Annotated in this window: 15 protein-coding genes; 9 read left to right on the forward strand and 6 right to left on the reverse strand. The window is 42.0% G+C overall.

The window, feature by feature from the left end; translation table 11 throughout:
- Positions 1–153: 153 nt before the first annotated feature.
- Complete coding sequence (locus DB520_RS05475) at positions 154–1,326, forward strand: ATP-binding protein (protein WP_114748591.1); 1,173 nt, start codon at positions 154–156, stop codon at positions 1,324–1,326.
- 16 nt (positions 1,327–1,342) lie between these two features.
- On the opposite strand, the gene DB520_RS26960 is transcribed toward DB520_RS05475, so the two are convergent.
- Genes DB520_RS26960 through DB520_RS05485 form a run of 3 tightly spaced genes read right to left on the reverse strand, consistent with a single transcriptional unit; the run spans position 1,343 to position 2,002 of the window.
- Positions 1,343–1,540: a hypothetical protein gene (locus tag DB520_RS26960; protein ID WP_198675236.1), complete on the reverse strand. Its 198-nt coding sequence runs from the start codon at positions 1,538–1,540 to the stop codon at positions 1,343–1,345.
- Between the two features lie 29 nt (positions 1,541–1,569).
- Positions 1,570–1,821 (reverse strand): hypothetical protein, encoded by a 252-nt coding sequence (locus tag DB520_RS26965; protein WP_198675237.1) that lies wholly within the window; start codon positions 1,819–1,821, stop codon positions 1,570–1,572.
- Positions 1,793–2,002 carry a hypothetical protein gene (locus tag DB520_RS05485; RefSeq protein ID WP_114748592.1) on the reverse strand — a complete coding sequence of 70 codons (210 nt, stop codon included), beginning with the start codon at positions 2,000–2,002 and terminating at the stop codon, positions 1,793–1,795. The genes DB520_RS26965 and DB520_RS05485 overlap by 29 nt, the downstream gene beginning before the upstream one ends.
- Before the next feature lie 270 nt (positions 2,003–2,272).
- Here DB520_RS05485 and DB520_RS05490 point away from each other — a divergent pair, with 270 nt between their 5' ends.
- From DB520_RS05490 to DB520_RS27180, 3 genes are all read left to right on the forward strand, one after another.
- Positions 2,273–2,722, forward strand: coding sequence for a DUF4221 family protein (locus DB520_RS05490; RefSeq protein WP_157971945.1), 450 nt, complete (start codon positions 2,273–2,275; stop codon positions 2,720–2,722).
- Positions 2,723–3,011: 289 nt separating this feature from the next.
- Entirely contained in the window at positions 3,012–4,139 is a 1,128-nt protein-coding gene (locus DB520_RS05495) for an ATP-binding protein (RefSeq protein WP_114748594.1), read from the forward strand.
- A 263-nt stretch (positions 4,140–4,402) separates the two neighbouring features.
- Positions 4,403–4,492, forward strand: a complete 90-nt coding sequence (locus DB520_RS27180) for a hypothetical protein (RefSeq protein ID WP_232834857.1) — start codon at positions 4,403–4,405, stop codon at positions 4,490–4,492.
- A 128-nt stretch (positions 4,493–4,620) separates the two neighbouring features.
- Here DB520_RS27180 and DB520_RS05515 read toward each other — a convergent pair whose 3' ends face one another.
- Both DB520_RS05515 and DB520_RS05520 read right to left on the reverse strand, forming a co-directional pair.
- A complete protein-coding gene (locus tag DB520_RS05515; protein WP_114748597.1) occupies positions 4,621–5,853 on the reverse strand; it encodes an ammonium transporter in 1,233 nt (410 codons plus the stop codon).
- A gap of 58 nt (positions 5,854–5,911) precedes the next feature.
- Positions 5,912–6,250 carry a P-II family nitrogen regulator gene (locus DB520_RS05520; RefSeq protein WP_114748598.1) on the reverse strand — a complete coding sequence of 113 codons (339 nt, stop codon included), beginning with the start codon at positions 6,248–6,250 and terminating at the stop codon, positions 5,912–5,914.
- 391 nt (positions 6,251–6,641) lie between these two features.
- On the opposite strand from DB520_RS05520, the gene DB520_RS05525 reads away from it, so the two are divergent.
- Both DB520_RS05525 and DB520_RS05530 read left to right on the forward strand, forming a co-directional pair.
- Positions 6,642–7,538, forward strand: coding sequence for a nucleotidyltransferase family protein (locus DB520_RS05525; protein ID WP_114748599.1), 897 nt, complete (start codon positions 6,642–6,644; stop codon positions 7,536–7,538).
- Positions 7,539–7,672: 134 nt separating this feature from the next.
- A complete protein-coding gene (locus DB520_RS05530) occupies positions 7,673–8,089 on the forward strand; it encodes a DoxX family protein (protein ID WP_114748600.1) in 417 nt (138 codons plus the stop codon).
- Positions 8,090–8,137: 48 nt separating this feature from the next.
- Here the strand turns inward: DB520_RS05530 and recF are convergent, their stop codons facing one another.
- Positions 8,138–9,223, reverse strand: a complete 1,086-nt coding sequence (recF, locus tag DB520_RS05535; protein ID WP_114748601.1) for a DNA replication/repair protein RecF — start codon at positions 9,221–9,223, stop codon at positions 8,138–8,140.
- A 106-nt stretch (positions 9,224–9,329) separates the two neighbouring features.
- On the opposite strand from recF, the gene pdhA reads away from it, so the two are divergent.
- From pdhA to ribH, 3 genes are all read left to right on the forward strand, one after another.
- A complete protein-coding gene (gene pdhA, locus DB520_RS05540; RefSeq protein WP_114748602.1) occupies positions 9,330–10,352 on the forward strand; it encodes a pyruvate dehydrogenase (acetyl-transferring) E1 component subunit alpha in 1,023 nt (340 codons plus the stop codon).
- 132 nt (positions 10,353–10,484) lie between these two features.
- A complete protein-coding gene (locus DB520_RS05545) occupies positions 10,485–11,204 on the forward strand; it encodes a tetratricopeptide repeat protein (RefSeq protein ID WP_114748603.1) in 720 nt (239 codons plus the stop codon).
- A 78-nt stretch (positions 11,205–11,282) separates the two neighbouring features.
- Positions 11,283–11,759: a 6,7-dimethyl-8-ribityllumazine synthase gene (ribH, locus tag DB520_RS05550; RefSeq protein ID WP_114748604.1), complete on the forward strand. Its 477-nt coding sequence runs from the start codon at positions 11,283–11,285 to the stop codon at positions 11,757–11,759.
- Positions 11,760–11,910: the final 151 nt, after the last annotated feature.

The raw sequence follows: 11,910 nt of genomic DNA on the forward strand, positions 1-11,910 counted from the left end.
ATTTTGGTTGTGAGTTGGTATTTTTAATAACCAAACAGAAAATCGAGATTATTTTACCATGAAAAACGAAAATCGTATTTTCGTTTTTCATGGTAAAATATTTTTTATTGAATTACTTTTTAAATTATCTTTACATGGAATTTCACTCAATCCATGGTAAAGCAAAGGTATATCCAATCGCTATTTGAGGAATATATGGAGATATTCCCGGCAGTTGGGATTGTGGGTCCGCGGCAGGTGGGCAAGACTACGCTGGTCAAAAATCTTTCGTGGGCAAAAAATAAAATTTACTTGGATCTTGAAAAAGCGAGCGACAGGGCCAAACTGAGTGACGTAGAATTGTTTTTAACGAATCATCAAGATAATACAGTTATTCTCGATGAAATTCAACTAATGCCTGAGCTGTTTGCGGAACTTCGCAGCTCGATCGATGAAGGTAGAAGGCCGGGAAGGTTTATATTTTTGGGGTCAGCATCACCTGACCTTATCCGAAGTAGCGCCGACTCCTTGGCGGGAAGAATTGGATATATTGAACTTACACCCTTTACGCTAGAAGAAGTATTAGCGGAGGAGATGAAGCGACTATGGATGAGGGGTGGATACCCGCTTTCATTCCTTGCTTCCACCGAGAGAATCAGTAATCTGTGGCGGGAAAATTTTATCAAAACATATATTGAAAGAGACCTTGGCTTATTGGGACTGAATACGGATCCAAAGCTGGTTGAACGATTTTGGATCATGCTGGCCCATGTACAGGGAAGTTTATGGAATGGAGATAGTTTTGCTCGGGCACTTGGGATTACCCGGCCTACCGTTACCCGTTACCTGGAATTCCTGGAAGGGTCATTTATGGTCCGAATCCTTCAGTCCTATCACCGAAATGTTAAAAAGCGTTTGGTGAAATCCCCCAAGGTATATATCCGGGATACAGGATTGCTGCATACTCTGGTAGGCATAAAGTCATATGATGAATTGATCAATCAGTTGTTGATTGGAGCTTCCTGGGAAACCTTTGTCATAGAGCAGGTAATCAGTGTGCTTGGACTGGATTATCACTATTACTTCTACCGAACCCATCAGGGAGCGGAATGTGATTTGCTATTGGTAAAATCCGGAAAAGTGGAATGGGCCATTGAAATTAAAAACACCCTTTCACCCAAAATCAGCAAAGGCTTTTTGATTAGCATGGAGGATACAAAGGCCGCGAAAGGGGCGGTAATATCACGAGTTGAAGAAGGTTATCCGCTGAAAGACGGGGTGAGGAATTATTCTTTGAATGAATTTTGTGAAGTTCTTAAAAAAAATAATGGAGCAGAGAAAAACTAAAAACTTCTATTAAAATTTATTCCAACTTATGAATTGATTTCAGTTCTAAAATATTCAACAAATCTTTAGGTCTGGCAGCTCTTCTTTTACTTTCTATTAAGTCATTTAAGTTGAGGACATTCCACTTAGATACTCCATGATCCTTTATTTCCACTTTTCCACTTTCGGAAAAGGCCTCATCAAAGCTTTTTCCAATTTGCAAATATGTAATCAATTCTAGGTTTAAATCAGCAGGTGAGAATTTTACAGATATATTTTGTTCCTTATTTTTAACTTTTCAGGAATGCTATCGATCTTATATCCCATCCGTCGAAATACTTGGAGTAGCTTCGAAAAATTTTCTTCAGACGTATCTATCCAGAAAACCACATCTGTGGAGTGTCTTTGGTACCCGTGGAAATTGACCGCCCCGCCACCTACCAATAACATCTTTACCCCTTCTTTGGATGCTTCTCTTAAAAATGCATCAATGTTTTCCTTCCAGATTTTTGTCATGGGTTTTGATTTCAATTATAAAATTGTCCGAAGGGGCTTTATTGGCTAATTTGACAGGAAAATTCTTCAGGCTTTCGCAAAGATCCAAAAACCTATAAAATCGATCTTTCGGTTCCAGTCTGAGAAACGCCTCCCGCTGTTCCCGGTTGCTTTCTTCTTTGGACTGAAACTTAATTTCCATACTGTTTATATTTATTTGTCGTAAATATAAGACCAAAACGACAAATTTACTTGATACAAAATTTCCCTTAGGATTACTTTGATCGATAGGCTGTTTGGTTGAATAGCACCTTTAACTACGGTTAGATACGACAGGAGGGTTTTATACCCTGTTTACCTGGGGTTCGGTATTACAAATGCCGAACAGCGGGAAACCAAAAATTCCAATTTAACTAAAAATTTTATTTTAAATCTTTAGATTACGTTCTAATCCCTTGATCATGACCAAATTTTGTTTTTTATCATCTTTCTTTTAATAGTCGCCTGCGGAAGTCCCGAAAAAGGAAACCTCGGGCAACAAAAGCAACTTACTTTTTCTGTGGACACTGTGCTTGTCGATCCGGGAGATGAAATTCTCTACCTTAGGGCAAGTTTACGCAACGCAGAGTTGTCGGCAGACGAAAGATTTCTTTACAATTACAATCCCACGGACCGTATTCTTAAAGCTGGACTGGCGGAGATTGATTTCGAAAGACTTCTATGGGATAATAGAAATGAACGCTATTACCGGTTTTCCTTCCAGGAAGATATGGAAAAAGTGGTGGAAGACGGCCTCCATTCCATGAACGTTAAAAGTAGCAACATTTTCTTGACTGTTTTTGACAAAGGCTTGGAGTTGCTGGCGGAATCTCAGATCTCTCTGCTAACCAATCTCCCCAAAGTCTATTTTGTCAAGGACTGAGCCATCTGGATTTTTGAGAATATAGGGGACGAAATGGGGTTTGTGCGGCTCAGTATAGATTTGTGATTTTGGTTGATTGGTCGATGGTTTGAAGAGTTTTCGAAGGCCCGGGTTTCGCCCTCGGCTATTGTTGTTGAAGCCATAAAGATTTCGACATCGAGGAGGTGTTTGATAAAAAGTGAAGAAGTCAACTAATTCGATTAGGTATTTGCTCCATTCACCAAAAAGTCGTATTTTTGGTGAGTTAATTCACCAAAAAACTGTAAATTTGGTGAATACATGAATTTCTATGATCGAGAGAACCCTTAAAGGTCAGATAACAGAAAAGCTGTTCAAGAATAAAACTATCCTATTGACCGGTGCAAGACAGGTTGGGAAAACCACTCTTATCCGAGCTGTTTTACAGGGCAAGGAGTTTCTTTTTTTGGATGGTGATGATCCATTAGTAAGGCAGAGGCTGACCAATCCCAATACCAAAGAGATTGAAACCATTCTTGGAGACTCAAGGATCGTCTTTATAGATGAGGCACAACGGATTGAAAATATTGGAATTACCGCTAAAATCATCCATGACCAATTCAAAAACGTTCAGTTGATTGTGAGCGGTTCATCGGCTTTTGAGCTTCAGAATTACACCAATGAACCACTTACTGGACGAAAATTCCAATATTTTCTATATCCAATTTCCTACGGGGAATATGAGAAATCCGTAGGACATTTAGATGCCCTGAGAGATTTGGAAAATCGTTTGATATACGGATATTATCCGGATGTCCTTAATAATAGAGGGGAGGAAAGGGAAATCCTAAATGAAATTACTCAAAGTTATTTATTTAAAGATATTCTCTCTTTGGGCAATATCAAGAAGCCTGAAGTACTGGAAAAAATATTGCAGGCGTTAGCCTTTCAGGTAGGAAGCGAAGTTAGCTACAATGAAATGGCTCAGCTAACAGGGGTGGACAAGAACACCGTTTCAAACTATATCCATTTACTGGAACTGTCCTATATTGTTTTTCGGATTACTTCATTTAGCCGTAACCTGCGCAACGAGATCAAAACTAACCGGAAGATTTATTTCTACGACAATGGCATACGCAACGCAATCATACAAAATTTTAATCCAGTTGGATTGCGAAATGATATAGGCATTCTATGGGAAAATTTCCTAATGTCTGAGAGGCTAAAGCGAAACCATTATTTCAAAAAGTACTGCAACACCTATTTTTGGCGGACTAGGCACCAACAGGAAATAGACTATGTGGAAGAGTCGGACGGAAAGATTACAGCCTTTGAATTCAAATGGAATCTGAAAGCCAAACTAAATATCCCTTCTATTTTTCTAAACACGTATAACGCAAATATAGAGGTCGTTACTAAGGAGAACTTTAGGAAATTTGTTGGGGCAGGTGAAAATTAGCTGTTCAGACTAATGGCCCGTTATTTATTCTTTTCGAAATCTGCCGTAACAGAAAGTAATGCGTATTCGGACAAAGAAGATGGGAGATTTGAGTAAGAAGATGTGGGTCGATACTATGATTCCTTTGAAAAAGTGTAATTTAGGTTTTCAACCATCTGGACATAAAAAGAAAACTATTCCAATCCCCAATCACTTGGAAAAACTCCCCCAAAAGAAAACCCTTAGTCATTCGAGGAGCTCGGCAGGTCGGTAAAACAAGGTTGATGAAAGCTTTTGGCGCGGAACTATATAGACAGGTTGCCTATGTGAATTTTGATAGCAAAGAGTTTGAAGGTATTTGTGGAAAGATATAAGACGGTCACCAATATTAGAACCTCCCTATCAGACTATAGGGAAGAAGACTGGTTAACCTAACACATAACAAAAAGGGTGTCCATTTGGACACCCTTTTTGACAATAATAGGATTCTTTATTTAAGGAATCATTCCTTAGTAGCAAAGTCTGGGTAAGCATGCATGCCGTGTTCGTTGATGTCCAGGCCTTCCACTTCTTCCAGTTCGTCCACCCGGATACCGGATGTCTTTTTAAGCAGGAAGAACACGATAAAGCTGAACACAACGCAGAAGGCTCCGATGGCCACGATCCCGATAGTCTGGGAAAGTAATTGAGCGCCCCCCGCAAGGTCACCGAAGATCCCTACGGCCAGGGTTCCCCAGACACCGCAGGTAAGGTGTACGGAGATTGCTCCCACAGGGTCGTCGATTTTCACCTTGTCAAAAAAGACCACGCTGAAGACCACTAACGCACCACCAATAAACCCAATGAGGCAGGCCTCATTTACGGACATTAAGTCCGCCCCAGCAGTAATACTCACCAAGCCAGCAAGGATTCCGTTCAATACCATGGTGATATCATAATTTTTGAACTTCAGGTAAGAAGCTATCAGCGCGCCAAAAGCACCAGATGCTGCTGCCAATGCCGTAGTCACAAAAACGGAAGAAACCTCCCCCGGATCTGCAGATAATACCGATCCACCGTTGAACCCAAACCAACCGAACCAGAGTAAAAACACTCCGAAGGTCGCCAATGGCAGGTTATGACCCGGTATTGCACTGATTTTGCCGTCCTTATATTTTCCAATCCTGGGGCCCAGCAGGTAAGCACCTATCAATGCTCCCCAACCTCCCACGGAATGGACAAGTGTGGAACCCGCAAAATCCACAAATGGAGAGGAAAGTGTGTCCAAAAAGCCACCTCCCCATACCCAGGATCCGGTGATGGGATAGCAGATGCCTACATAAAGGAAGGAAAAAAACAAGAATGGGCCGAGTTTAATTCGCTCTGCCACCGCTCCGGACACGATGGTGGCGGCAGTTGCGGCAAACATGGCTTGAAAAATAAAATCCGTAAAGAAGGTGTACCCTTCATCGTATGCGGAGGTGTCCCAGCCATCAGGCAAACTCAGGCCAAAGCCTGCAAAACCAAAAAAGCCACCATCAAACCCTTCTCCGGGGTACATCAGGTTAAACCCTACATAGGCATAGGTTATCAACCCTATGGCGGGAATAATGGTATTTTTAAACAGGATATTCACGGTGTTTTTGGCCCTGGTCATTCCTGCTTCCAAAGCTGCAAATCCCAAGTGCATGATAAATACCAATATGGTGGCAACCAATATCCAAAGGTTGTTTATCGTAAATAGTTCTTGATTCATAATTGTAACGTTTTGATGGTTTTAAGCAAGGGGTGATTATGTCTAGCCATTGTAAGGATTACAGGGCTTCTTCCCCCGTATCGTCGTTCCGAATCCTGAAGGCCTCCTGCACATCATAAATGAATATTTTCCCATCGCCTATTTCTCCCGTACGGCCCTCTCTAAGAATACAATCCACTACGGAGTCTTTCAATGAGTCCTGTACCACAATTTCCAGCTTTGTCCTAGGAATAAAAGTAGGCTCGTAGGCTACCCCCCTATAATGCTGTGTCTTGGCGTGTTGTAGTCCCATCCCTTTCACTTCGTAAAACGTCAGGAATTTTACACCCAAGCCCGAGAGACACTTATGAATCTCGTCAAATTTGGAGGTTCTAATTAATGCTTCAATCTTTTTCATTTTATCAATCAAGTCTAAGGATGGTTACTAAATTAGCCTATTTAATCGATTATTTTTGACAAAAGTAAAAAAATAGGTTTAAAAAACAATCATATTATAACTAAAATATGTGGTTTAGTTTGAAAAAGGTTTGAAAAATTACCAAGTAAATGAATTTATGCGTTTTATGCCTATTTTAGGGTATAAAATACCCGAAAATACATGTAAATTAGTCATAAAAAGTAATTTGAGTTTTTGATCCGTAATTAAAATTCAATTAAAAGTTTGAAAAAGATATTTATGAAATAAAATTGGATCAAAATCTGGGTAGATAAAGTCTGTGGTGCCACAATAACTTGATAATTTGATTAATTTTGGGTTTTAAACACTTTTGAACATAAACGTAGCGAAAATGAAACCTACTTTATTGATTTTGGCTGCCGGCTTGGGTAGCAGGTATGGAGGAGACAAACAAGTGGATGGCTTTGGGCCAAATGGAGAGACTATTTTGGAGTACAGCATGTTAGATGCCCTTCGAGCTGGTTTTGGAAAAGTGGTTTTCATTGTAAGGGAAGAAATCCTGGAAATGGCCCGGGAGATGTTTTTGCCAAAACTGAAAGGAAAGGCGGAAGTTGAGTTTGTGGTACAGTCCTTGGATTCCCTGGTTCCGGATAAGTTTAAAAACCCCGAAAGAAAGAAACCATACGGGACTGCCCATGCCCTGCTGTGCGCCCATGAAGCAATCGAAGGACCCTTTGCGGTGATCAATGCGGATGACTTTTATGGTAGAGAAGCTTTTGAAGCATTGGCTTCCTTTCTGTCCCATGAAGTGAGAGAAAACTTGCATTGCATGGTGGGTTATGCCATACAAGACGTCCTTAGCACCTATGGCACCGTAAGCAGGGGGGTATGTGAAGCCGATCCAAATGGAAACCTTATCGGAATGATTGAGCGCACCTCCATTTCCAAAAAAGGAGATAACATTATACATGAGGAAGGGGAAGATCAGGTTGAGATTGCCTTTAACACCCCAGTTTCCATGAACTGCTGGGGCTTTCATCCCTCTATATTTAAAGAAACCCATGCGATGTGGCAGGCATTTCTAGAGAAGAGAGGAAAGGAGCTAAAATCTGAATTTTATATTCCAACGGTTGCCAACCATTTAATAGAGGAGGGAAGAGCCAATGTTAAAATTCTTAAGGGTGGGAAAATATGGTTTGGAGTTACCTATACCGAAGACAAGCCTACTGTAATTGATTCCTTGAAAAAACTACATGCTTCGGGCGTTTATCCCGGAAAACTTTGGTGAACCCAGATACTTACAGGAGAAAAGAACCTGTTATGGAGTTTTTATTGGTTTTTGTTTAGATTTTGTCCTATTTTAATTAGATTTAAAACACCTGTATATTCGGGCTAAAAAACACATCCTAAAACGCAAGAACAATGAAACAACTTTTTTTTTCCAACCGACCTATCGCAACGGATATAGCTTTGCTACTGTTGAGAGTGGGGTCGGGCCTAATGCTACTTACCCACGGCTGGGGTAAAATCACTAACTTTAGTGAAAGGTTGAATAGTTTTGCAGACCCTATCGGTTTAGGCCCTGCCCTTTCCCTTCAACTAGTCATATTTGCAGAATTTTTCTGTGCGATTTTTCTGGCTCTTGGGCTTATGAGCAGGGCGGTACTTATACCCTTGCTGATAAATATGGCTGTCATCACTTTTATCGTTCATGGGGATGACCCATTCAACAAGCAGGAGCTGCCCCTTTTCTTTTTCATTTCCTTTTTGGTACTGTTTCTTACAGGACCAGGGAAGTTCTCCATTGACAATTTAATTCTCAAAAGGAAAAGATACTAAACAATACTAAGGTGGAGGTGACCTAATTTTGGTTCGCCTCTGCCTAAATTATTTATCCAAGGGAATGAAATTGGCTGGAATGTTTAGCGACTTCATGATTTTTTCGGAGCGCTCCGGCCTGGCGTCGGTAATGAACAATTGGCCAAAATCTCCCTTTGCCACCAGCTCCATAAGATGGGCAATCCTGGCATCGTCCAGCTTGTCAAAAATATCATCCAGCAACAACAGCGGCTTAAACCCTTTCTCTTCCTTAAACACCTCAAACTGCGCCAACTTCAACCCAATAAGAAAGGATTTCTGTTGGCCCTGGGATCCGAATTTTTTTAAGGGATAGCCATTTATCAGCAATCTGAAATCATCCTTGTGCGTACCCATGTTGGTTCTTTTGAGTGCTACGTCCTTGTGCAGGCTTTTCCTAAATTGGGCTGGAAAATTATCCTCCTGCATGTTGCTTTTGTAGTGGATGTCAGCCTGTTCTTTTTGCCCCGAGATGGTTTGGTAGTGGCGTATTACTTTTGGTACATAGGTAGCCAAAAATGAACGGCGTTTTTCGTAAATCTCTTGGGAAAGATGTAGGAGTTGCCGATCAAAGGGTTCCAACAAGAGTAGGTCGGTCTTTCCCCTGTCATGGAAAGTTTTTAGCAGCATATTTCTGTTTTTAAGTACCTGTTGATAGGCTAATAAAAACTGGAAATAGCCTTTGTCTATTTGGGAAAGCATGCTGTCAAAAAACTTTCTCCTTTCCTCGGCACCGTCTCTTATTAAGGCATCGTCCCCGGGTGAAATGAGAACCAAAGGCAGAAGGCCGATATGTTCGCTCATTTTAGGATAGGGGCTCCCATTAATGCTAAGTTGCTTTTTTTTGCCCATTTCCACTCCACAGGTTACCTCTAATGGTTTATCCGCCCTTACAAATTGCCCTTTGATGAGAAATCCCAGTTCATCATGGGTGATTTGATGTTGGTCCACTGGGTTAAAGGCACTTTTGGTAAGGCAAAGGTAATGGATGGCATCTAGGGTGTTGGTTTTACCCACGCCGTTCGGGCCTACCAGACAGTTGACGCCTGGGGAAAAATCCCTTTTGGCTTCCGGGAAGTTTTTAAATTGGAACAGGCGTATATTTTTTAGGTACATGGCTAAAAATCCAGGTCGATTTTCACTATTTTCGCAGTAGGGCCTGAAATTTCCTCATTTTGATTATCTTTGGGTCCCAAAGTTAGCATATTTTACACGAATTGATATGGCAAAAAAGAGTTCTAGTACGACAAAATCTAAAGTAAAGTATTCCAAGGAAACCTACACTTTTTGGTACGAGAGTATGTTGTTGATGCGCCGATTTGAAGAAAAGGCGGGTCAGCTTTACGGTCAGCAAAAGATCAGGGGTTTCTGCCATTTATATATTGGGCAGGAGGCTTGTGCCTCAGGAGCCATCACCGCACTGGAAAAAGACGACAAGTGGATTACCGCTTACCGGTGTCACGCCCACCCTCTGGGGCTGGGTACAGATCCAGGAGCCGTAATGGCGGAACTGTTTGGAAAGGAAACAGGTACCACCAAAGGCAAGGGTGGTTCCATGCACATTTTTGACAACAAGGTGAATTTTGCCGGTGGACATGGCATTGTGGGGGCGCAAATCCCCATGGGCCTGGGATTGGGCTTTGCAGAAAAATACAAGGGCACCAAGAACCTTTGCATTTGCTATTTAGGTGATGGTGCCGTAAGGCAGGGGGCATTTCATGAGGCCCTTAATTTGGCCATGTTATATAAGACACCGGTAATATTTGCCATAGAAAACAACGGATATGCCATGGGTACCTCCGTAAAGCGTTCTTCTAATGTAAACGAACTGTACACGTTGGGGGAGGCATATGATATGCCGTCTTTTCCTGTGGATGCCATGAACGTGGAAGAAGTGCACGAAGCTGTGGCAGAAGCTGCGAGCAGGGCCAGAAAAGGGGAAGGCCCCACCTTATTGGAATTTCGTACGTACAGGTACAAAGGGCACTCCATGTCCGACCCGCAGAAATATAGGACCAAAGAAGAGGTGGAGGAATACAAACAAAGGGATCCCATTGAGCAAGTGAAAAAAACTATCATGGACAACAATATCCTTTCCGAAGACGAGATTAAGGAAATTGATGCTAAAGTGAAGAAAAAAGTGGCCGATGCTGTGAAATTTGCGGAAGAATCCCCCTGGCCAAATGGGGAAGATGCCTTCCTGGATGTATATGCAGAGGAAGATTATCCCTATGTAAGGGAATAGCGGGGAAGAAATGCTATTGCCCATTCAGCCATTCCGTATTCCTCTCTTGGAAGCTTTTCGGAATGGCTTGTTTTTTCTTATTGTTTGTGATTCAAGGAAAAACCCTATATTTGCGACTGAAAATTTCGAATCATGTCAAAGAGTAAAGTAAAAAAGCCTAGGAGTAAGGCAGATGAGTCCAATGAACTGTTGGAGAACCCTGACGCCATAGCCACCCGCTTAAGTAGGGGAGAGACATTTCTAAAGCAAAACACCAGGATAGTAGCAGGTGCCATTGTGCTTATGATTTTGATCATAGCAGGAATCCTGTTTTATCAGATTCACAAAGCCAACCAGAATAAAACGGCCCAGGCAGAAATGTTTCAAGCCGTTTATTATTTTGAGCAGGACAGCGTGGAGCTAGCTTTGCAAGGGGACGGTTCCAATAGGGGGTTTTTGTATATTTTGGACAACTATAGCGGGACTGACGCTGCCAATTTGGCCAATTATTATGTAGGGTCTATTTACCTTTCGCAAGGGGAATTCCAAAAGGCTGCGGATCACCTAAAAAAGTTCTCCTCATCCGACTACTTGATACAGGCTCAGGCCTATGCGCTTACCGGGGATGCCTATGTGGAACTTGGTGATACCAGGGAGGCTATACGTTATTACAAGCGTGCCGCTGACCATAAACCTAACCAGTTTTTCACGCCGAAATACCTTTCCAAACTGGCCATTGCTTACGAAGACGCCGGGGAAATCAATAATGCCATATCCACCTATGAACGCATAGAAAACGAATATTTTGATTCTTATGAGCAGACCAATGCCCGAAAGCATCGGGCTAGATTGGAAGGCCTAGCTTCAAATTGATATCCAATTTATCCATTGAAAGAAGAGTATGGCCATCGGTTTTACTCTTTTTTATTTTACCTTAACCTAACAATTAAGATGGCCACTTCACTAAAAAGCCTAAGCACACATTCAGAAAAGAACATTCAGGACATTTCTGATAAAAAATTTGGTATTGTAGTAGCTGAATGGAACGAGGAGGTCACTGAGTCCCTGTACAATGGGGCATTGGAGACCCTGCTTAAATATGGTGCTAAGAAGGAAAATTTATTCCGAAAAAATGTACCCGGTTCATTTGAGTTGCCTTTAGCGGCGCAGTGGCTGGCGGCTCTAGAAGAAATCGATGCGGTAATCTGTCTGGGGTGCGTAGTGCAGGGTGAGACCAGGCACTTTGATTTCATCTGTGATGCAGTAGCGCATGGAATCACCAACGTTGGGTTAAAATTCGACAAACCAGTCATCTTCGGCGTCCTGACTCCCAATACCCAGCAGCAAGCCTTGGATAGAGCCGGTGGAAAGCATGGTAACAAGGGAGATGAGGCAGCTATTACTGCCATAAAAATGCTTGGTTTTTGAATAGCCTGATATTCCTATCCTGAAATTTTTATTCGGTTAAAAAATCGAGCCTGTCCTGACGGCAGTCAGGGCAAGAGGAGAACCTCACACGGAGGGATGATTATCAAAGCGAGATTCCCCCGAAACAAGTTCCCCGAAACGAGTTCGGGGC

It is taken from the genome of Pleomorphovibrio marinus (assembly GCF_003347495.1).
Lineage (GTDB): Bacteria > Bacteroidota > Bacteroidia > Cytophagales > Cyclobacteriaceae > Pleomorphovibrio > Pleomorphovibrio marinus.